This window comes from Rhodococcus sp. 05-2255-1e (assembly GCF_002259025.1).
Taxonomy (GTDB): Bacteria; Actinomycetota; Actinomycetes; order Mycobacteriales; family Mycobacteriaceae; genus Rhodococcoides; species Rhodococcoides fascians.
In genome coordinates, this window is sequence record NZ_NOZE01000033.1 from 144,160 (window position 1) to 165,653 (window position 21,494).

The 21,494-nt window shown below is 65.5% G+C and carries 18 protein-coding genes and 1 tRNA gene; 5 read left to right on the forward strand and 14 right to left on the reverse strand.

The features are described 5' to 3' along the window. Nucleotides 1-135: 135 nt before the first annotated feature. Genes CH262_RS19615 through CH262_RS19630 form a run of 4 tightly spaced genes read right to left on the reverse strand, consistent with a single transcriptional unit; the run spans nucleotide 136 to nucleotide 3,287 of the window. Entirely contained in the window at nucleotides 136-792 is a 657-nt protein-coding gene (locus CH262_RS19615) for a TIGR04282 family arsenosugar biosynthesis glycosyltransferase (protein WP_032390240.1), read from the reverse strand. Continuing rightward, complete coding sequence (locus tag CH262_RS19620; RefSeq protein WP_094651114.1) at nucleotides 789-1,481, reverse strand: glycosyltransferase family 2 protein; 693 nt, start codon at nucleotides 1,479-1,481, stop codon at nucleotides 789-791. Before CH262_RS19620 ends, CH262_RS19615 begins: the two co-directional genes overlap by 4 nt. Further along, on the reverse strand, nucleotides 1,435-2,493 hold the full coding sequence (locus CH262_RS19625) for an NAD-dependent epimerase/dehydratase family protein (RefSeq protein WP_094718209.1): 1,059 nt from the start codon (nucleotides 2,491-2,493) through the stop codon (nucleotides 1,435-1,437). The genes CH262_RS19620 and CH262_RS19625 overlap by 47 nt, the downstream gene beginning before the upstream one ends. After that, nucleotides 2,490-3,287, reverse strand: a complete 798-nt coding sequence (locus tag CH262_RS19630; RefSeq protein WP_063216429.1) for an S-methyl-5'-thioadenosine phosphorylase — start codon at nucleotides 3,285-3,287, stop codon at nucleotides 2,490-2,492. The genes CH262_RS19625 and CH262_RS19630 overlap by 4 nt, the downstream gene beginning before the upstream one ends. A gap of 112 nt (nucleotides 3,288-3,399) precedes the next feature. Between CH262_RS19630 and CH262_RS19635 the strand changes: the two genes are divergently transcribed. Further along, on the forward strand, nucleotides 3,400-4,683 hold the full coding sequence (locus CH262_RS19635; RefSeq protein WP_373453796.1) for a hypothetical protein: 1,284 nt from the start codon (nucleotides 3,400-3,402) through the stop codon (nucleotides 4,681-4,683). Here the strand turns inward: CH262_RS19635 and CH262_RS19640 are convergent. From CH262_RS19640 to CH262_RS19660, 5 genes are all read right to left on the reverse strand, one after another. Further along, nucleotides 4,670-5,335 (reverse strand): methyltransferase domain-containing protein, encoded by a 666-nt coding sequence (locus CH262_RS19640; RefSeq protein WP_032367078.1) that lies wholly within the window; start codon nucleotides 5,333-5,335, stop codon nucleotides 4,670-4,672. The genes CH262_RS19635 and CH262_RS19640 overlap by 14 nt on opposite strands. Next, nucleotides 5,332-5,802 carry a hypothetical protein gene (locus CH262_RS19645; protein WP_094718210.1) on the reverse strand — a complete coding sequence of 157 codons (471 nt, stop codon included), beginning with the start codon at nucleotides 5,800-5,802 and terminating at the stop codon, nucleotides 5,332-5,334. The genes CH262_RS19640 and CH262_RS19645 overlap by 4 nt, the downstream gene beginning before the upstream one ends. A gap of 102 nt (nucleotides 5,803-5,904) precedes the next feature. Then, nucleotides 5,905-6,603, reverse strand: coding sequence for a hypothetical protein (locus CH262_RS19650; protein WP_094622573.1), 699 nt, complete (start codon nucleotides 6,601-6,603; stop codon nucleotides 5,905-5,907). 154 nt (nucleotides 6,604-6,757) lie between these two features. Next, a complete protein-coding gene (locus CH262_RS19655; protein ID WP_094718211.1) occupies nucleotides 6,758-8,344 on the reverse strand; it encodes a GMC family oxidoreductase in 1,587 nt (528 codons plus the stop codon). 42 nt (nucleotides 8,345-8,386) lie between these two features. Next, nucleotides 8,387-10,075: an aldehyde dehydrogenase family protein gene (locus CH262_RS19660; protein WP_256988905.1), complete on the reverse strand. Its 1,689-nt coding sequence runs from the start codon at nucleotides 10,073-10,075 to the stop codon at nucleotides 8,387-8,389. Between the two features lie 224 nt (nucleotides 10,076-10,299). On the opposite strand from CH262_RS19660, the gene CH262_RS19665 reads away from it, so the two are divergent. Continuing rightward, complete coding sequence (locus tag CH262_RS19665) at nucleotides 10,300-11,487, forward strand: PucR family transcriptional regulator (RefSeq protein ID WP_032367074.1); 1,188 nt, start codon at nucleotides 10,300-10,302, stop codon at nucleotides 11,485-11,487. Between the two features lie 4 nt (nucleotides 11,488-11,491). Here CH262_RS19665 and CH262_RS19670 read toward each other — a convergent pair whose 3' ends face one another. From CH262_RS19670 to CH262_RS27735, 5 genes are all read right to left on the reverse strand, one after another. After that, on the reverse strand, nucleotides 11,492-12,466 hold the full coding sequence (locus CH262_RS19670) for an esterase/lipase family protein (RefSeq protein ID WP_053068713.1): 975 nt from the start codon (nucleotides 12,464-12,466) through the stop codon (nucleotides 11,492-11,494). Nucleotides 12,467-12,654: 188 nt separating this feature from the next. Next, a tRNA-Gly gene (locus CH262_RS19675) sits at nucleotides 12,655-12,728 on the reverse strand. Nucleotides 12,729-12,747: 19 nt separating this feature from the next. Then, on the reverse strand, nucleotides 12,748-14,541 hold the full coding sequence (locus CH262_RS19680; RefSeq protein WP_094718213.1) for a putative bifunctional diguanylate cyclase/phosphodiesterase: 1,794 nt from the start codon (nucleotides 14,539-14,541) through the stop codon (nucleotides 12,748-12,750). Between the two features lie 143 nt (nucleotides 14,542-14,684). Further along, nucleotides 14,685-16,793: an Rv1355c family protein gene (locus CH262_RS19685; protein WP_373453797.1), complete on the reverse strand. Its 2,109-nt coding sequence runs from the start codon at nucleotides 16,791-16,793 to the stop codon at nucleotides 14,685-14,687. 2 nt (nucleotides 16,794-16,795) lie between these two features. After that, nucleotides 16,796-17,524 (reverse strand): hypothetical protein, encoded by a 729-nt coding sequence (locus CH262_RS27735; RefSeq protein ID WP_052067105.1) that lies wholly within the window; start codon nucleotides 17,522-17,524, stop codon nucleotides 16,796-16,798. Nucleotides 17,525-17,663: 139 nt separating this feature from the next. On the opposite strand from CH262_RS27735, the gene dcd reads away from it, so the two are divergent. From dcd to CH262_RS19700, 3 genes are all read left to right on the forward strand, one after another. Continuing rightward, entirely contained in the window at nucleotides 17,664-18,242 is a 579-nt protein-coding gene (gene dcd, locus CH262_RS19690; protein WP_027495411.1) for a dCTP deaminase, read from the forward strand. A 105-nt stretch (nucleotides 18,243-18,347) separates the two neighbouring features. Continuing rightward, nucleotides 18,348-19,895, forward strand: a complete 1,548-nt coding sequence (locus tag CH262_RS19695) for an Hsp70 family protein (RefSeq protein WP_179275052.1) — start codon at nucleotides 18,348-18,350, stop codon at nucleotides 19,893-19,895. Between the two features lie 85 nt (nucleotides 19,896-19,980). Next, nucleotides 19,981-21,420: a CYTH and CHAD domain-containing protein gene (locus CH262_RS19700; protein WP_094718421.1), complete on the forward strand. Its 1,440-nt coding sequence runs from the start codon at nucleotides 19,981-19,983 to the stop codon at nucleotides 21,418-21,420. Nucleotides 21,421-21,494: the final 74 nt, after the last annotated feature.

Genomic DNA, 21,494 nt, shown 5'->3' on the forward strand with positions numbered 1-21,494 from the left:
AACGGTGGTTATGAAGTGTTGCTGTTCGATATACATCGCGTGCGGTCCGGCAAATGCGACAAAGTGAAGCTTCTTGTTCCCCAACAGATGTAGAGACCCGACGGATTGTTTTCGTGTCCTTCTCGAAAACAAAAATCAATGAGTTTTGCGTAATTGTTCGACGACTCGGCGAAAGCGACTGTTCGGTGTGCACATATTCGACACCACATCGAGATCGGACTCGAAATCCACATCTCGCAATTGCGACACCATGGTGACCTCGGCTCCCGCAGCGGTCAGTGCCACCCGAGTGTCGTCGCCCGTCGACGGTGCCGACATCGGTACGTCCAGCAATGCCCGGGCCTGAGCAGGATTCCGTAGACCCAGGATCCACCAACCGCCGTCCTCGGCGGCACCGAGTAGATCGGTGTCGGCCAGCAGCGCGGCTGCGTCGCTGAGCAGTCGCCCGGTGACCTGCGGGGTGTCCATTCCGATCTGAAGTACCGCACCCGCGGGTGCGGCGTCGGCGTGCGCATTCGCCAGCCGTTCGCCCAGTCCGTCGCCGCGCTGCGGGATCACGGTGAACGACGCGAGGGCTCGGGTGAGTTCCTCGGCGCGGGCCGCGTCGTGAAGATGGCCGGTGAGGGCCACGACGCGGTGGTCGACGTCCGCTGCCGCGACGGCGTCGAGGGTGTCCAGCAGCGCGGCAGCTGCCACCTCGGCGGCGGCCGCGTCGCCGATCGTGGCGGCGAGGCGAGTCTTGGCAAGTCCTGGAACGGGTGCTTTGGCCACGACGAGGGCGGTGACGGTCACGAGAGCACCTTCCAGAAGTCGCGCACGGCCACGATGGTGCCGCGGACCGAGCCCGAGACCTTGGACGTGCCTGCGGTTCGTGGTCGGTAGTCCACGTCGTGTTCGACGACGGTCCAGCCGGCCTCGGCCGCGAGCACGAGCAGCTGCAGCGGGTAGCCGGAGCGTCGGTCGGTGACATCGAGGTCGAGTAGTGCTTGTCGGCGGACCGCTCGGATGGCACCGAGGTCGTGTACGGGCAAGTTGTACTTGGTCCGAAGTCGAAGAGACAGAACGGCATTGCCGATTTTTGCGTGCAGCGGGGAGCTTCCCTTGGCGGGCCGGCGACGGCCGACGGCCAGGTCTGCGCTGTTCAGTGCAGCCACCAGGGTGGGTAGGTCGCGCGGGTCCATCGAGCCGTCTCCGTCGAGCACGCAGACGATATCGGTGTCGGCGGCGAGGACGCCCGCGTGCACGGCAGCTCCGTATCCGGGGACGGTTTCCGCTACCACTGCAGCGCCGTGGGCGGCTGCCACCGCGGCGGTGGCGTCGGTCGAGTTGTTGTCCACGACGATCGTTCGATATCCCGGCGGGATCGAATCCAGCACGGCCGGAAGCGATTCGGCTTCGTTCATGCAGGGAATGACGACTGTGACCGATCCGGGCTCAGACACGGGGCGGGCCCGTTCCCTCGGCGTCGCGCAACGGTGCATCGGCGAACGCGGTGAGACCGTCCTGCGGCAGGATCTGCGCGCGAAATCCCAGAACCTGTTCTGCCCGCTGTGGACTGGCGACGATGTGCCGTACGTCCCCGGCTCGGTACTGGCCGGTGACCTCGGGGGCTGGTCCACCCCTGGCGTCGGCGAGAACGGACGCCACCTCCCCGATGGTGATCGGATGACCCGAGCACACGTTGAGCGCGGTGAAGCCGTTCAGTTCGGCGGAGATGGACGCGATGTTCGCTGCTGCCACGTCGTGCACGTGGACGAAATCGCGGGCCTGCTTGCCGTCCTCGTAGACCGTGGGCGGCTTGCCGAGTTCGAGCGAGGACCGGAACATTGCCGCCACACCGGAATACGGGGTGTTGCGCGGCATGTGCGGGCCGTACACGTTGTGGTAGCGCAGCGCGACGACGGAACCACCGGTCGACAGTGCCCACGCGGAGGCGTAATTCTCCTGCGCCAGTTTGCTCGCTGCGTAGGTGCTGCGCGGTTGCAGCGGTGAATCTTCCTCGACCAGTAGCCAATCGAGTGGCTCGCCGGACGCAGGGTCGCGGTTGTCGAACAGCCCGGCGTCCAGATCGGCTCGGGTACGCGGTCGCGGGACGACGGTCTCGCCGGAGGAATTGAGGTAGCGCCCTTCGCCGTAGACCACCATCGACGATGCCAGTACCAGGCGGGAACACCCTGCCTCGTACATCGCCGCGAGCAGGACTGCGGTTCCGAAGTCGTTGTGACTGGCGTATGCCGGCGCGTCCGCGGCGTCGACGCCTGCGCCGACGACAGCAGCTTGATGGCACACGACATCCACACCGCGTAGCGCTTCGACGAGTGAATCCTTGTCTCGCACATCCAGATCGGTGATGCCCTCGGCTGTCGCGCCGGGTCCGTGGGCCGAACCCAACATGGCGTCGACGGCAACCATCTCGAGATCGGTGCCGCGCGCTGCGTCGAGAATGTGGCCCCCGATGAATCCGGCTGCGCCGGTGAGCAGTACGCGAGTCATGGCAGCTCGACCGGCAGTGTGACTCCGGCGTGCACCCGGCAGTGCGGGCACTCGCCGGTCGGCGCGTCGCGCACCGCGGATCGGACGAGCGCCTTGAGCGGTTCGATGTTCTTCTGGAATTCGGCGAACACGTCCACTGCTTTGACTCCCTGACCGGATTCGATCCCGGCGTCGAGGTCGGTCACCAACGCTATCGGCGCGTAACAGAGTTCGAGTTCGCGGGCCAGGACGGCTTCGGGATGACCGGTCATGTTCACCAGTGTCCAACCTTGGCGCGCGAACCATTGGCTCTCGGCGCGAGTGGAGAACCGGGGACCCTCGACGACCACCATGACACCGCCGTCGACCGCGGACCCCTGGACGGCCGCGCTGCGTAACTCCGCGCAGTAGGGATCGGCGAATTCGACGTGGATGCCGCCGTTGTCGAAGTAGGTCTGGGTACGGCCGGACGTCCGATCGACGAGTTGATCCGGAATCACGACGGTTCCCGGGCCGTATTCGGCCACCAACGATCCCACGGCACACGGGGCGAACACGCGGCTGACACCGAGCATGCGCAGCGCCCACATGTTGGCCCGATACGGCAGGGTGTGCGGCGAGTATTCGTGAGCGCGGCCGTGTCGAGGTAGAAAGGCAACTCGTCGTCCTTCCACCTCCCCGACGGTGATCGGTGCGCTCGGTGATCCGTAGGGCGTGTCCAGCTCGATCTCTTCGGCGTCGTCGGCGAAGAACGAGTAGAAGCCACTGCCGCCGATCACCGCGATCTCGGCCTGTAACTCCGCTTGCGTGTTCATCTACCCATCCTCCATCACCGTCGGTCGATATGCTGGTCCGAAACCGTGTTCGTCTTCAAGTCCGCAGGGAGAAAACACTATCCGTTACTGGAGAGAAGCCGTCGCCGGTGCGCTGGCCGTCGCGCTCGTTGCCGTCGCGTTCGTCGTTCCGTATCTGGGCAACGAGATCGTCACCCCGATCATCAACAGAACACCGCAGCAGGTGCGCGATTTCGCCGACGCCGCACCGCTGTTCGGTTTTCGTGAGGTTCATGTCGGATGGGGAACGCCGTTCGCCGTCCTCATCGCGGTGGCGACCGTGCTGTGGGGACCGACCGTGGCTCGACGCCTGTCCTGGACGCGGCTGTTGTTCGTCGTCTGGGGTGCGTCGGCGGCGTGGACGATGGCGCTGGCGATGGTCGACGGTTGGAAGCGTGGGTTCGTCGACCGGTTGGCCTCGACGGACGAGTACCTGCACGAGGTGCCCGGCATCACCGACATCCCCGCGACACTGCGCGGATTCTCCGAGCGCATTCTGGATTACCAGGCGGATTCGTGGACCACTCACGTCTCGGGCCATCCGCCCGGTGCGCTGCTGACGTTCGTCTGGCTCGACCGTCTCGGTCTGAGCGGCGGGGCCTGGGCGGCAACGCTGTGCGTGTTGGTGGGAACCAGTGCCGCAGTTGCCGTGGTTCTCACGCTGGGTGTTCTGGGCGACGAGGACATGGCCAGGCGCGCAGCACCGTTCGTGGCGATCGCACCGGCAGCGATCTGGATCGCCGTCTCCGCCGACGCGTTCTATGCCGGGGTCGCGGCGTGGGGTATCGCGCTGCTGGCGGTCTCGACGAAGCGCTGGCTGTGGCCCGCATCCATCGGTGCGGGAGTGCTTCTCGGATTCGGAATCTATTTGAACTACGGCCTGGTGTTGATGGGTCTGCCGGCGGTCGCGGTGCTGATAGCGGGCCGAAAGGTTCTGCCGTTCCTCGGCGCGGTGATCGGTGCCCTGCTCGTTGCGGGAATCTTCACGGCGTACGGATTCTGGTGGTACGACGGGTACGAGCTGGTGCAGGAGCGGTACTACCAGGGCATCGCCAAGGATCGTCCGTTCGAGTACTGGGGCTGGGCGAACTTCGCTGCACTGTTCTGCGCGCTCGGCGTCGCTGTGCCGGCGGCCTTCCCACGCATCGCCGCGCGGGTGCAGCCGATCAACCTGTTGGTGCTCGGCGGCCTCGCGGCGGTGGTGATGGCCGATCTGAGTCAGCTGAGCAAAGCGGAGACGGAGCGAATCTGGCTGCCGTTCGCGATGTGGATGTTGATCGCCCCGGCGGTGCTGCCGCGTCGAACACATCGATTCTGGTTGGCGCTGCAGGTGATCGGGGCCTTGGCCGTCAATCATCTGCTGTTCACGAATTGGTGAGTGGAGCCGGAGTCATCTGCGCGAACCAGCGGCCGTCGATCGGAGCCACGTCCACCATCTGCAAGCCGGCGGCGCGGGCGAGGTCGGCGGTGGCGTCGGCGCTGACACTCGACCAGGCGAACCAATCGCCGACCATGGTGTCGGTTTCCCAGCGGACGGTGCGGTGCCGAATGCCGGAGTCACTCGGTTCGTCCACCTCGGCGATGATGGCTCCGTGTGGTGCCAGCAGATCGGCGGCTCGGCGTAGCAGGCGCACCGGATCCCCGCCGATGCCGATGTTGCCGTCGGCGAGCAGCACACACGACCACGTGCCGGTGCCGGGCAGAGGCTCGAACAGGTCACGGAGAACGGCGTTTCCGCCGCGGCCGATGGTCAGGTCGACGGCAGCCTTGGACGTGTCGACGCCGAGCGCCGAGAGTCCTCGGCGGGCAAGAGCTTCGGTCAGCCGGCCGGGTCCGCATCCGAGATCGATGGTGGATCCGGTACATCGGCTGATCATGGCGTGGTCGGCTCGGCGATCCTCTTCCGAGGATGCGCTTCCGCCCATCCAGCGGGCTGTGGGCAGACGTTCTCTCGAGCCGTCGGAATCGCCGATCCAGCAGGGCAATCCAGCGGCGGCGCGATGGAAAAGGGTGTCTGCGGTGACGCTCATGTTCGGCTCCGTACCACGGTGAGGCGAATGAAGTAGACGACGGCGCTGGCGGCGAACAACACCGTTGTCAGAACCAGCCATCGTTCCAAGAAGGGGTCTTGGGTCAAACCTGTTGCCGCACGATAGGTCTCCGCGCCCTGGGACAGTATTCCGGGGAAGAACATCAAGAACGTCAGCGCTGTGCCGAGAGCCGGGACGCGAATGTAGTTGACGGGCGAGACGGTCAGCTGCAGTCGTCCGAGCCCGGTGACAAGGCGATCGGCCGCCGAGTACAGCGGGAACAGGACCGCGTCGTGCAGCAGCACCGATCCGAAGAACCAGACGGCGATGGAATGCCACCAGATGTCGCTGTTCCACAACGTTTTCGGCCCGGCGATGTGGACGACGTAGCCGACCAGAGCGAAAGAGAGCAGCAGGCCGACGGCATGCAGAGGGTGGCCACCGTATATCCGTCGGAAGGCTCTCATTCCCGGTCCCCTGTCGCGTTTTACGAAACGTCTGTGAAAGCACCAGAGCGCGAGCAGCACCGACGTCGTCGGTGACTGCCCGCGCACGGGTTCAGGAGCTGACTATGCGGCGGTCTTGACCGTGATGGTCGCAACGCCGACGAGCAGTCCCGGGGTGACAGCGTCGGTCTTGAACGTGTCGTTGAGCAGTCCGGCTGCGGTCTCCGAGATCTTCACCTGCGTGCCCTGCAGGATGGCAGTGTTCTCGGGGCCGGTTGCCAACGGCTGCAGGGTGCGGCCGTCGAGGTCGAACAGCACGGCGTCGGCAGCAGCCTCTTCGCCGTTGACCGTGACGTCACCGGTGAGCAGCGACGTGCCCGGATCGATGTCGAAGTTGGTCAGCTCGACCACGGTCTCGCCTGCGGTCAGCGACAATCCGCTGCCGTCGTGGTTGATCTCGCCCTGCACGTAGGGGTCGACCGTGCCGGGCTCCCAGTACTTCACGTCGCCACCGGTGATCGGGAAGCGAATGGAACCGTCTGCGAGAGTTGCGGTTCCGACTACGCCCGGCGTGAGGCCGAGGGTGGTCAGCGCGCCCAGGAAGCCGGGGTCGAGAGCAACTGCGGTGTCGACGCCGTTGCTGAGGTCGTCGACCTCGGCTGCGGGCTCGGGGGTGCTCTCGGTGGTCTCCATGGCCGACGATTCCGAGGAGGTGGCTGCGTCGGTGGTGCTGGATGCGTCGTCGCTGGAGCACGCGGCGAGCGGGACGATGGTGAGTGCACCGATTGCGGTGGCGGCCAAAGCTTTACGAACAGTGAACATGTCGGTCAACCTTCCGTGCTCGTCTCTCGAGCGTTGTGGGTTATTCGGCGCTGCTTGCCGATCGGATGGGTCTTCATCGCGATGCCTGCATTGAAGCGTGCCGACCTGTTACCCCACCGCGCGAACGGTCAAACCAGACATGTTCACGTTCGGCTCAGCCCAGGATCAGATCCGCGGCTCGTTCGCCGATGATCACCGACGGTGCATGGGTGTGGCCGCGGATGATGCTGGGCATGATCGATGCGTCGGCGACCCGGAGGCGGTCGACGCCCCGAACCCGCAGCGCGGCGTCGACGACGCTGCCGGCATCGTTGCCCATCCGCGCGGTGCCCACCGGGTGGTACAGAGTGTGCGCGTTCTGCTCCAGGGCCTCGGTGAGCAGATCCGCCGGTGAGATGTTCGACGCCACCCGGGGGCGTACGACGTCCCCGAGCTGGCCCTTCAGGGACGGGGTCTCCGACAGCGCGACGCATACGCGCAGTCCCTCGATCATGGCCTTGCGGTCCATTCCGTCGGGGTCGCTGAGGTAACGCGGCTCGACGATGGGCTTGGCCAGAGGGTCGGCGGACCGGAGCGTGATCTCGCCTCTGCTCTTGGGTTGCAGCAGGACGGTGCCGATGACCGCGGCGTGTGCGTCGGCGGCGATCAGGCCTTCGTCGAAGAACGGGGCCGGTCCGAAGATGAGCTCGAGGTCCGGCAGCGGCAGATCTTCGCGGCTCCGGATGAAGCCGTATGCCTCCGCGACGTTGGAGGTGAGCATGCCGCGTCGGCGCGCGAGATAGTTGATGAGTTCGGGAATCTTCTCGGCATGGAAGAGGGAGTCCTTCTCGGTCTTCCATCCGATGAGGGCGGCCAGGTGGTCGAGGAGGTTCTGCCCGACGTCCGGCGAGTGGTGCCGGACGGTGATGCCGTGGGCTCCGAGCTGCTCCTTGTCTCCGATGCCGGAGAGCATCAGCAGCTGCGGTGTGTTGATGGCTCCGCCGGACAGAACGACTTCCTTGTGTGCGCGCACCGTATGGGTGATGCCGTCGGAGGTGTATTCGACGCCGACGGCGGCGCTGCCCTCGAAGAGAACCCGGGTGGCCTGTGCCTCGGTGAGGACGGTGAGGTTGGTGCGCTTCTTCGCCGGGCGAAGGTAGGCGTCGGCGGTGCTCCAGCGGGCACCGCGTTTCTGGTTGACCATGGTGCGGCTGAAGCCCGTGGGTTCGGGCAGGTTGGGTGTTTCGACCGAGTAGCCGGCTTCCTCGACGGCGGAGAGGAAGGACGAGGTGAGCGGGCGTGAGCTGCGCTGGTGGGAGACGATCAGCGGCCCGCCGGTTCCGGCGTCCAGTTCGGTTGTGCCCTCGATGTTCTCGATCTTGCGGAAGTATCCGACGAGGTTGCGGAACGACCACGAGTCGTCGGAGTTGGCCGCCCACTCGTCGTAGTCGGCGGCGAATCCGCGTACCCACATCATGGCGTTCATCGACGACGAGCCGCCGAGCATCTTGCCGCGCGGCCAGTAGATGCTGCGGTCGCGTAGCCCCGGCTGCGGTTCGGTGAGGTAGTCCCAATCGACCTCGGTACGAAAGAGTTTGGAGAACGCGGCGGGGATGTGGGCGAACTTGTTCTTGTCTTCCGGGCCTGCCTCGAGCAGGATCACGCTGTTGCGGGGATCGGCGCTGAGCCGGTTGGCCACCACTGCGCCGGCCGAGCCCGCGCCCACGACGATGTAGTCGGCGGTTGTGTTCTGTGTGCTCATGATTGTCCTCAGGGTTCGTCGGCAGCTGTCGTTGGACGCTGCTCAGCCGCGCAGGGCGGAGGCGAATATTGCCGGGAGTTTGGTCCAGGACGGTGCTCCGGCGAATGCGGTGAGCAGTTTCCCGGTCGATGCTGCGGTTTTGTTGGTGACGAACCACGGCGGCTTGGGGGAGATGGACATCTCTCCGCTGATCAGCGACCTCGACAGTGGGCGGAAGGGTCCGCGCACCACGGTCCGTTCGGCACCGTCGATCAGTAATGCGTTGTGCACGATGCCGATTCCGCTCTGCACATCGTCGACGGTGTGGCCGGGGAACGCGCCCCAGGTGGCCGATGCGGTGAGGAATCCGAGGGCGGTCCAGGCATTGACGGCAATGGTGCCGTACCGCAGGTCTGCAAGCATGGAGTCGAACTTCTCACCGAGTTCCTTGATGGTGCTCGGCGTGCCGATGATGTTGATGCCGAGGGTGCCGGTGAACTCCTCGTTGGCCGTCTGGACGGCCTTGGCGGCGAATGCTGCTCCGCTGTAGGGCAACTCGATGACGCCCATGACGGGTGCGAAGTACTCGGTCTGCAGGAGCGGTGCGTACTCGCCGGGATCGAGGTCGGTGATGAGCACGCGGCCACCGCCGTCGCCGAGCCGTTCGGCCGACGGGTACGTGGCGGTGGCGTCGGACACCCGTCTGTCGCTGCCCGGGTAGTAGGGGGCGCGGGCAGGTGCCCGGTCGAGTGCGGCGCGCAGGGCTGCGATGAACTCGTCGCGCTGCTTCCATTCCGAGGACAGCACGACGACCTGCGAAGCGACACAGTTGTATCCGCTGTTGTGCAGTCGCTGGGTAGCTACGTGTTCGGCTTGGAACTCGATGTCCGCGCGGCTCCACTCGCCCGGCAACACGATGGTGGGTGAAACGCCACCGAGTTCACTGGAGATCTCCTTGGTCAGGATCGGCCGGTTCGCCGCCTTACGGGCGGCACCGTCGGGTCCCGGGCCGAAGACGATGGCGTCGTGGGTGATTGCGCTGCCCGTCATGTGGACGTGGTCGACGCGATCGTGGTTGACCAGGTAGGTGCCGACGTCGGCTCCACCGGTAAGCAGACGCAGCGCGCCGATGTCCACCAATGGGGCGAGGATCTTCTCGAAGACCGGCAGCAGTGGGTCCATGATGGGGTTGAGCTTGAGCGCGACGACGCGGTTGAAGGCGATCAGTTCGTAGAGTGCGTCGAGCGGGGCGATCGAGGTGATGTTGCCCGCGCCCAGGACGACGCCGACGCCCGCGGTGCGCGTCGGGTCGAGTTGGGCGAGGCCTGCGGTGCGCTGTGCCGTGGCACGGTCGATTCCGGGCTGGAGCCACACCTCGGCACTGAACCCGTTGAGCAGTAGTTTCTCGAAGTTGTTGAGCGGCAACACCGATACGGTCGTTCGTCCGCCCGGGGCTGTTCCGAACTTCGCTCCGGCCAGCGGGCTGCTGCCTGCCTCGAGCGCGGAGAGGGTGTGCGCGAGCGTGCCGAGACCGCCGAGAAGCGAGTACGGGCCGGAGAGCCATTCCTCACCGAGCAGGTTGGACGAGGGGTCGAGGCCTTTGACCGACGCGGCGGCGGTGACCCATTCCTGCGCATGCGTCGTGGTGAGGGCGTGCATGCGCTCGAGCAGTGCCCGGCGGTCGGCCAGGCCGAGCCTGCCCCAGGTCTGCTCGCCTGCGTCGAGGTCGGCAAGAGCGGTATCGACCGCCAGGGTGGCGTCCGGTCCGTTCGTCGGTACAGGCTGCAGATGCGGGGTGACTTCGCTGGTCAACTTTTCGTCTCCACTCGTCGTTCGGATACACGGCTTCGAGTGTGATTCTGGTCGCATTCGGGGCGGCAGGCTATGGGCCGCCGCTGTCAATCGAGCGCAGCGGATTGTGCCGTCGCACAGTTTGGGTGTGGTGTGGCTTACATCGGCCGGGCTATGGTTCAGTCATGACCACCACCGAGTCCGCTCTGCATCCGTCACCGACCGAGCTGGCGGCGGCGATGCTCGACGACGTCGACGAGCTGGCGAGCGAACTGGTCCGGCGCATCCTGGGAGCCGAGCATGCCTATCTGGAGGCGACGCTGCTCACCGCGGATCAACTTCACGAAGCGTCTCGCAGCAATCTGGCCTCGATGTTGGGCAAGCTGTCCGGGCGTGCACCGGTTCGGCTCGAGTCGGCGCAGCAGGCGGGCAGGCTCAAGGCCGAGCAAGGTGTACCGCTGGCGGCATTGCTGCACGCGTTCCGGCTCGGTGGTCGGCTGGTCTGGGACGAGTTGATGGTGCGTTCGCACGGCCGGGCCAGCCACGCGCTGCTGGACATGGCGGCGCAGGTGTGGGCATTGGTCGACGTGTATTCCGACGAGGCGGCCGAGGCGTATCGAGAGAGCGCCGATATGCGAGCCCGCGAGAGCGCCGAAGCCCGCGGCCGGCTGATTCGGGTGCTGTTCGCCGATCATGCCGCGAATCCGGCCGCGGCGGCGGATGCCCTGCGTGCGTTCCGAATTCCGGATCGCGGCTTTTTTGCTGTGGTTTCCCAGGAACCCTCGTCGACGGGACTCGGTATCGAAGGCGTCGTCGCTCGGTTGCGGGCCGCGGGAACCGAGTCGGTGTGGGATGCCGAGGTGGACGGCAGCATCGGATTGTTCTGTGCCGCTCGGGAATCCGACATCGATACAGCACTGGCCACTTTCGGAGAACTGTGCCCGGGGCGGATCGGTGTCAGTTCGGTGTTCCGGTCTCCGTCGGGAATCGGTGACGCCGTGGGGCAGGCCCGTCTGGCCCGGTCGTGCAGCTTTCCCGATTCTGTGCCGTCGACGCCGGTGCGCTACGACTCGGTACCGGTGCCGTTACTGCTCGCGCGCGACCCGAAATCCGGCCGTATCGCGGCCCGTCAGATTCTAGGCGATCTGTTGGCGTTGCCCCGCGCCGAGCGGACGAGTCTGCTCGCCACTCTCGATGCGTGGTTCTCGTGCGGTGGCTCCACCAAGGATGCCGCGGAACAGCTGCACTACCACCGCAATACGGTGTTGTACCGATTGCGTCGTATCGCCGAACTCACCGGTCGAGACTTCCGTGATCCCGTGCAGGCCGCCGAACTCTATGTCGGGCTTCGAGCCCATCAGCTACTGACCTGACGGGTCAGTGGCTGGCCAGCACGACGTCGAGGATTCCCGTTCCCAGGGGTACCGGAACGCAGGACGGCTGACGGGCATTCGCGGGGTCGAGTGCGTTGAGCGCCAGACGCAGCGCGGTCGGGTCGTAGGTGAAGGTGAAGTGGGCGACCTCGGTGTCGGGGCACACGTCCTGGATCACGATGTTGTGCGCTCCCGGATCTCGCAGCAGCGCATTGGTATACGGCTGAATGACCTCGTCGACCTTGGTGGCGATCGAGGTGTAGTCGACGCCGGGGACGGTGTCGCCGCCGGCGTTGAGGTTTTCGAGAAAGTCCGATCCGGCCATCAACTGGGCGAGGCCAGGGCCGAATTCGTCGGCTACCAGACCGGTCGCGCCGGGCACGGCTTGTACGACGGGGGCGACTCCGTACATGGTGCCGCCGTAGGTCGGTGACGCGATTCCCACCCATCGGTCGACGACATCGGCCCCGCCGAGCCTGTTGACGAAGTATCGGGCGACGGCAGCACCCTGCGAGTAGCCCACCACGTCCACCGCCGCAGCGCCGGTCGCGTCGAGGATGGTTGCCGTCATCGATTTCAGTTGTGCTGCACTGTCTTCGATGACGCCGTAGCCGTTTGACTTACCGTCCGGCGACGCGCCGTAGTTGATCGCGAAGACGCAGAAGCCCGCGGCCTGCAGGATGGGGGAGAAGCCGGCCCAATCGGAGTAGGCGGTGGCGTCGGTGCCGTGGACGAGAACGACAGGATTGGGGTGCTCGGCAGAGGGCACGCAGCTCATGTCGTTGGCCCCGGGCGGGGCGGCGTCGCGGTTGGTCGACGCGTACCGAATGGCATCGGCGTGGTCGGGTTGCGGCGGTGCAGCGGCGATGGGCATGAGTGGGCCGGCATGTGCGGGTGGTGCCGCTTGGGTCGACAAGGCCGACAGTGCAGCGGTGAGTGCGACGACGAGAAGAATCAGACTTCGGCGTGGTCCGCGCATGACCACACGGTATTCCTGCAGTTGTGAAATGTCCCTACGAATTCGGACATGAACGCATAAAAGTCACAACAATAGTTCTGTAGCGATTATTGTGTCGCATGCCGATTGCCGACCGAGCTACCGGTGACGGCGAGGGTGCAGACGCAGGGATCGATCGAAAGACGGGTTTACCGCCGACAAGGGGAACGTGGAGCCGGTGACGGGAATCGAACCCGCCTCTCAACCTTGGGAAGGTCGCGTTCTACCAATGAACTACACCGGCGTGTGGTGCGGCGTCCAGATTAGCAGGGTGGCCCGACGTCGATGCGTACACCGTGCAGCAGGGCCTGGGCGTCCTCGGCAGGCACCGGCTCGGAGAAGAGGTAGCCCTGAGCGCGGGTGCAGCCCAAGGCCACCAATGTGCTCCTGGCACTCTCGGTTTCGACGCCTTCGGCGATGATGCTCAGGCCGAAGGCGTGCGCGAGCCCGATGATCGACTGGACGATCGCGAGGTCGTCGGTCGCTCCCGATCCGAGGTCGGTGACGAACGCGCGGTCGATCTTGAGCGCGTCGACGGGCAGTTCCTTGAGGTGTGACAGCGAGCTGTATCCGGTACCGAAGTCGTCGATCGCCACCTGAACACCGAGGTCTCGCAGTTCTCGGAGCGTCACTCGAGTACGCGAAAGATCCTGTACGACGGCCACTTCGGTGATCTCCAGGCACAGGTTGCAGCCCGCGATCGAGAATTCGTCGAGGGCGCTCGCCACGGTGGCCGCAAAGCCGGTGGTGACCAGCTGTACGGGCGAGATGTTCACGCGCATCACGATGTCGAGGCCGGGGATGTCCCGTTGCCACGCAGCCAAGGTCCGGCACGCGTGGTCGAGAACCCACCGACCGAGCTCGCCGGCGAGGTTCGTCTCCTCCGCCACCGGAATGAAGGCCGACGGTGGTAGCAGCCCGCGGGTGGGGTGACGCCACCGAACCAGTGCCTCCACCGCAGTGATGCGCCCGGTGACGAGGTCGACCTCGGGTTGGAAGTGCAACGTCAGCGAGTCGCCTGCAATGGCGTCACGCAGATGGATCTCGACGTCGTTGCGAAGTTCGGATTGCGCGTGCATCTCGTCGGTGAACAGCGAGATGTGATGTCCACCAGCACGCTTGGCCACCAGAGCGGCTTGCCCTGCTTGCCGGAGCAGAGAGTCGGCGGTGTGGGTGCCGGGCACGCCGAAGGCGATTCCGATGCTGGCGCTGCGACCGATTCTCTCGACACCGAGAGTGACCGGTGCCTGTATCGACTCGGCGATCGTGCGGGCATGGTCGGTGGCGACGCGGTGCGAGCACGGGCCCGCCAGGACCACGACGAACTCGTCGCCGCTCAGGCGGGCCGCGAGACTCGCTGGTTCGTCGACGAACGCCTGCAGGCGCCCGGCGACAGCCTGGAGATATTGGTCGCCGGCGAGGTGTCCGAGAAAGTCGTTCAGCGCCTTGGTGCGGTCCAGGTCGATGTGCAACACCGCCACCGGACCGGGCATCGACGGATCGAGTCGGTCACGGAGGTGCTGCGTGAGTGCGGTGCGGTTCGGGAGTGAGGTGAGACCGTCGTGCAAGGCCGAGAACCTGATCTGTTCCTCGGCACTGACTCGCGCCTGCAATTGCGACAGCAGAGCAGCAATTGCTTTGAGGGCGTTCAGTTCTGCTTCGGACCAACTCCGGTCTCCCACTTTGATGAAGCCCAGAATTCCGGTGGTGCGTTCGGAGTGCAGCAGCGGCACGACGGCCATCGAGGTGGCGCTCAATCCCGAGGCGGTCTCGACGCGTCGGCGATAGTCCTCCTGCTCCGGGTCTGGCCGAAACACTGCCGGTTCGGACAGTGTTTCGGCCATCGCGAAGACCGAGTCGGCCTCGTCGAAGTACACGACGGCCAGGGGGTCGGGATCGGGCACGCTCAGGCGCGGTGGCCATTCCGCGGTGAGTCTGGTTGCCCGGGCATCGAAATCGTGGTGCCGGAGAAAGCTGAAATCGATGCCGAGGTAGTCCACGAGCTGACGCAGTACCGACAGGTATGCTTCTCGCACCGTCGCCGCGTCGACGCCCATGAGTTCGGTGGCGACGCCGGTGACGAGGACCTCGAGTGTCCGACTGTTCTCCAGGGCCCTACTCCCGCCTCTCGTCGACGCGGTCTCGTGAACCGCTCCTGTAGACGCAGTGCAGGACTGTTCCCCCTGGTCTATGCCGGACTCTACCCCGGTAAGGACGCCGAAACCGCGACTCTGCGACTGTATATCGCGCCTCGTGGCGCAGTGCCGAGCCGCAACACCAGAGCGATCGACTCGGCCTCGTCCAGATCCGCCAACGTCCGCAGCTCGAAGTTCAACTGCTGCAACGTCTCTGCGTGGGTCGGAGACAATTCTCGGTGCTCGTCCATCGTGCGCGCGTAGAGGAACGGTGGTGAGACGGGTTGAACTGCCAGTGCGTGCAGATGTGAAGTCACCCAAACGTTCTCCGTTGCAAATCCACCCCGGATGTAATGCGCCGGAGTCGATCCGGGCACCACGATCACTGCGAGCGCGGAGCTCGCCGATACCCGATCGCGCATGTCGGTGGCCAGAGCAGCGCCTGCGTTCCAGGCAGCCACGAGCGCCATGACGTCGGGCCGCCCGATGATGTCCAGCGTGGACAGGTCTGCGGCGTCGATGCCGAGGCTGGCGACGTCGATGCCCCGATCCGGGTCCGGATCGCCTGCCCAGCGCAGTTCGGAGAACATCTCTCGGTGCAGATGCGGCGTGAGATACCGAATCCGATCGGCGGCCGCGAGAATGTCTGCTGCCGCGGTGATGGACTCGCGCGTCGTCAACAGCACGGCACGTCCGCCTTCGGCGGCTGCGGCCGCAACGAGATCGGCGACCACCGCATCGTCCAGCGTCGACGGTGACCCGAGCTCGCGGTCCGTGGATCGGGTGAGCACGGCGTCGAGGAGGCGTCGATCGGTGATCGGTCCGGCGGTACCGTCGCGCAACGAGAGCTCGACAGCCTCGTCGGTGATCTCGATGCCGGCGAGCGTGCCCTGGGCGGCGGCGGCCACGCGCGCGTTGAATCCGGCTGCGCCCACAGCGACGAAGCTGCCGCGGTACGCGATATCGAGGGTGGACGTTCGGGATCGATCGACGTCGACCCGGAAGGTCGGCCCGTTCGAGGAGAAGGTCCACGGCTGACTGTTTCCACCGGAAGGCGCTCGGCGTGCTGCTTCGAGTATCGAGTCACGGGAATCCACACTCTGCGGACCGGCCGCATCACCCGAGACCTGTCTGCGGGTGGGGGCCGGCGTGTCCAGCCCGTCGAGGTGCACCTCGAGATCGATGCGGATACGTCCGGACGGTAGGTGCGCTCCGGTCCCGAAGCGTCGGACCGCCGCGGCGATGGTGGCACCCCCGAGTTGGACGTCGCCGCCCAGCTGGGGCCACGTCTCGATCGTTTCGCCCACCTCCACCATCGAGGCCGCCATCCGAGCCGAGAGCAGGGAGGCGTCGAGCTGATCGAGCACGATGGGAATCTTGTCGCGGGTTCCGAGTCCGTGCAGGCCGGCGGACGCGATGTCGCCGAGGACGCCGTGAAACACCGGTCGCTGTGGTTCGAGGTCGAATCGCTCGACGTCCAGCAGACCTCGATCGGAGGTCTCCATCAGTACGGGGATTCGACGCGACCTGGCCGCCTCTCGTGCGCGGACCTTGATGTCGAGGGAGTCGCATTCCTCGACGAGCAGGTCGAGTCCGTCGAAGAACTCGTCGATCGTGGTCTCGTCGATCCCGTTCCGAAAGACCTCCACCGTCAGGTACGGATCTATTTCGGCGATTCGCCGGGCAGCGACGATCGCTTTGTTGACGCCCAGATCGATGATCGACGCCGGAATCCTGTTGAGGTTCGACAGTTCTATCTCGTCGAAATCCGCGAGGCGAAGAGTTCCGCAGATTCCCTCGAGTGCGAGAGTGTGCGCAATGGCGTGTCCGACGCTCAAGCCGATGACGCCGATCGTGAGATCTCCCAATTTCTGCTGTTCCTCGAGGGTTATCTTGTTTCTGTTTCGGTCCAGTCGGAGGTGCCGATACGAATTCGGACCGAGAACGGCGACGACCGTATTGCGCCACGGGAAATAGACCCACCTGTCGCTTTCGTCGAGAAGGCTCTGCTCAGGGCTGGGCAACAATGCATGCAGTCCGGCTCGCTGGGTGGCGCGTTCGTCGAGAACGGTGATCGAGGTGTCACCCCGTAGCTCGTCCAGGGCGGCTCGCTGTGTGGCGACCGTCTCGTCGAATATCACAGGCTGCCAGCTGTATTCGGCAGTGTTCGGAATCGTCACGACGCCACCGCCGAGTGCAGGTTCTTCGACGTGCCGTGCTGCGCGAGCAGCGAGACCGTGTTGCGTTTCATGCGCCGCCACGTTTCGAGTTCGGCATCGAACGCGAGAGTCGTTCGGTCCCACCAGAACACCTCGGTCCGGTATCGGTCGTCGGGGTAGGGCACCGGTTCGATGTGCGTTGCGATCGCTGCTCCGGTGCGCAGCCACGCGGCGCGGACGTGGGAGGCGGCAGTGGCCAGCGCGTAACGAGCGCCCAGCAGTGCTGTGCTGTACGCCGGTGACTGCGCGATCATGGTGGTGACGGCGCGGCCTCGGGGTGCTCCCGGGGCAACCCACGCCGACTTGATCTCGACGACCCCGTCCTCGATGCGGCTGTCGAGCATCGCGCGAACGCGGTGTCGGCCCTCGGGATGCGCGGCGAATTCGACGAGTGCGTGAGATTGATCGGCCGAAGAATACGGCCCTTGAACGCGAACTCCGCCGAGGATCGTTCCGGTTCGGTCGAGAGCGGCGAAGAACAATGCGGTGGTCCCGCCGTCGCGAATTGTCGATATCTCGAGCGCTGGTGTCACGTCGTGGCGTCGATAGCTTTCTTCGGCACCGTCGAGAAATTGCGTCCACAAAGCGGGACTTCGGGTGGGAGTCGTGGCCAGAATGTGGCACTGGGAGGGATGATCGAAGTACGAAGGAACGTCGATTCGAATGTGCTCGGGTCGAATGTACATAGGGGCTCTTCCTGAGGGAGTGTCACCGAATGTGAGAGGTGTGACCGATCGATTGTCCGACTGTTCGGTCCGCACGTACCTGTGGAAGTGGTCACTCGGGTGCTTCGCGTAAGCCCGTGAGGACCAGTAGCCTGCAGTGGTGCTGCTCTCCGACCGTGACATTCGTGCCGAAGTGACCCTGGGCAACCTGGCGATCGATCCCTTCGATCCTTCGATGGTGCAGCCGTCGAGCGTCGATGTGCGACTCGACAAGCTGTTCCGGGTGTTCAACAACACCCGGTACACCCACATCGATCCGTCCCAGCAGCAGGACGAGCTGACGACGTTGGTGGAGCCACGAGCGGGTGAGCCGTTCGTTCTTCATCCGGGGGAATTCGTCCTCGGTTCCACTCTCGAACTGACGACGTTGCCGGATTATCTGGCGGGTCGACTCGAGGGGAAGAGCTCTCTGGGCCGGCTGGGACTGCTCACCCACTCGACGGCAGGATTCATCGACCCGGGATTCAGCGGTCACATCACGTTGGAGTTGTCCAACGTCGCCAACCTGCCGATCACGCTGTGGCCGGGAATGAAGATCGGGCAGCTGTGTCTGTTCCGGCTGTCGTCACCCTCGGAGAATCCGTACGGCAGCGCCGCGGTGGGCTCCAAGTATCAGGGGCAGCGTGGTCCCACTCCGTCGAAGGCGTATCTGAACTTCATCCAGTCGGACGTGACATAGACCAACGTTCGGTCTGTTTTGTTGGACGAAACCTGGTGAGTTCCCGGTTGTAGCGGTATTCTGGTGCTCGAACGTGGGTTGGGGCCTACCAGAATGAGGTTTCTCGTGTCCGCGGTACCCGATCCGTCCGTACTCGGCGCTTCCCTGGGGTCGAGTGGCGTCCGCAGTGTGATCAGCGACAGCTCGGGTGTCGACACGGTGCTCCACGTCCTCGAACCGGTTGCCACCGGGCCTGCGCCCAACGGTCTCGCCCCGGATCCCTGGGATGCCGTCGTCGCATCGGTGCACAGCACGGCAGACGAATACGCGTCCGCTCGCCACTACCCGGTGCTCGCCCTTCGTGAGAGCGATCCCGACACGGCCTTCCGCGAGGACTTCTCCGACGGCATCGTGCTCGTATCCGAACTGGGTGCGCAGCTGGGCGCGTTACGAGAAACCGGAGTGCTCGCCGGAGAGCGTTGCGTCGCGCTGTTCGACGTCGGCGCATCCGGCACCAGCGTGTCGGTAGTCGACGTCGAGTCCGGTCGCGTTCTGGCCTCGCATCGCACCGAAGAACTCCGCGGCGACGACTGCGACCGTGTGCTCAGCGACCACCTGATCGAGACGTTCGGCGCGGCGGAGGCGTTGACGGTGGCAGCTCGTCGACAGCTCGTGCACGACGTGCGAGACGGCAAACACCAGCTGTCGATCCTGCGCAGCGTCTCTGTCGTCGGGCCGTTCGTCGGCGGTCGCGCCTCGTTGTGGCGACACGACCTCGACGAGCTCATCGGCGACGCCGTTCGTGCGGCAGTCTTCACAGCCGTCGACGTGATCGAGTCCGTCGCCGCGAGCGGCGTTCACGTGGAGGCGATCGTCGCAGTCGGCGGCGGTGCCAACATGCAGATCGTTCGGCAGACACTGTTCGACGCCGTGTCGGTGCCCGTGTACGTTCCGGAACGGCCGGAATTGTTGGCCGCCCGTGGGGCGGCCGGGATCGCGCGGACCGTGGGAGCCAGGCCTGCACCGGCCCCTGCCGTGACCGCCGTGACCGCCGTGACCGCCGTGACCGCCGTTCCCTCCCGTCGTCCGCGGCACAGCGGCAGCCCGTCGAGGCGAATGGCCAGGGCAGCGAAGTCCCGCCGCGTCGGGGGCGCACTCGCCGCGCTCGTTGCGGTGTGCGTGGCCGGAACCGTGGTCGCGGCAGCGGCCCGAACCACCGACGACACCCCCGAACCGTCGATCGCGACCTCGCAGAACGCGTCGCCTTCCGCCCGATCGCAGGCTGTGATGCCGGCGGTGGACGGCTCACCGTCCGTGTCGACGCCGCCCTCGGTGTTGGCCACGGACGTGGCCGCGTCGTCCTCGACGTCTCCGACATCTGGAGTCTCGGCGTCCTCTCCTGCACCCACCTCGCCGAACAGTGCCGAGCCACCGCTTCCAACCCGCACGATTCCTGACGTCACTGTCCTTCGGCCCGCGCGTGAAGGCACTCGAGTTCCGACGACGACCACGGCTCCGACCACCACGACGGCTCCGACTCACCCCACGACCACCACTGCGCCGACCACCACTGCGCCGACAACCACTGCACCGACCACAACGACGTTGCCGCACACCACCACTCGCGCCTCGACCCCGACGAAACCCACGATAACCACGCCTCGGCGACCGTAGACACCGCCGTTCGTTTCGCCGTGGCGGCAATAGATCTACGGTTTCGACCGCCACGGGGCCGCATCCTCGAGGCAGGATGGTCGGTATGGAGTCACAGACCGAGCGCGAAGACAAGTTCGATGTCGATGCAGACTTCGAGTTCCCCTCCCTCACCTCGCTCGTTCCTGCCGACGGCGCGGCGGTGGAGACCGACACCGAACTGGTCAGCGAGTACTTCGACACCACCGGTCACGATCTGCTGCGTCGGGGGATCACCCTTCGGCGACGCACCGGAGACTCCGACAACGGTTGGCACGCAAAGGTTCCTGCGGAGAAGGCGCGAACCGAGATCAGGCTTCCACTCGGCCACGGCGACCCGCAGGTCGTGCCCGACGAGCTGGCCGACGTACTGCGCGGGGCGGTCATGGGCAAGCAGTTGTCGGCTGTCGCCACCCTGACGACGCGTCGGAAGATTCGTACCGTCACCGATGCAACCGGAGCCGTCGTGGCCGAATTCGCCGACGACGCGGTGTCGGTCGTCCTGATCGGCGGCGCGACCGGGCCGCAGTGGCGTGAGGTGGAGGTCGAGCTCGGGCCCGCCGGCTCGGAATCGTTCCTGAAGAAGGCGAGCAAGGTGCTTCGCGCGTCGGGTGCGACGCCGTCGGCACATCCGTCCAAGTTGAACCGTGCGCTGTCGGTGGTTCGGGAGGAGCCGGCGCACGACGGGCTTCGGTTGCTCGTCGATTATCTCGACGAGCAGGCGCAGGCCATCGTGGCCGGCGACGTGTATCTGCGCCGCGGACTGGATCCGATTCACTCCACGCGGGTGGCCATCAGGCGCTATCGCAGTACGCTTCGCGTCTTCGGTAGCGTGTTCGAGGACGAGCCCGCGGCCGCACTCGAAGCCGAATTATCTTGGTATGCAAGCCTGCTCGGCGAGGTGCGGGATCGACAGGTGCAGCGGGCGCGGTTTGCAGCTGCGCTGCGAGACCTTCCGTCGGAACTGGTTCTGGGCCCGGTGGCGTCGCGTATCGAGAACGACCTGCTGGCCGAGCAGATCCGACACCGCGAAGCCGCGATGGCCGAGCTCGACGGCGAGCGCTACCGAGAGTTGCTCACGACCGTGGCTGCCTGGTCGAGGGGATTGCCGATCGACGGCGAGGTGAGCGAGCGGTTGCTGATCAAGCTGGCGCGCAAGGCCGGTAAGAAGGCCGTAGACCGCACCGAGAAGGCTGTGCGAGGCACCGACGACGAGCAACTGCACCGCGCGAGGAAGGCCTCGAAGCGGGCTCGGTATGCGGCCGAGTTGGTGGCACCCGTCGTGGACAAGAAGGTGTCCAAGTCGAATATCAAGAGATACAAGCAGATTCAAGAAGTTTTGGGCGAGCATCAGGATGCCGTCATCGCGGCGGAGATTCTGCGCACACTCGGGGCCCGAGCGGGAACCACCTCCGGCGAGAACGGGTTCACGTTCGGACTCCTCTTCGAGCGTGAGCGCCGTGCAGCCGAACTGGCTCGTGACGAGGCGAGCAAGCTGGAGTTCTGACCCCGCACACAAACCATCGTTTTCCCCGTTTATGCCCTCGAAGTGTACTGTGAGGCCGAATCGAGTAGGGGGGT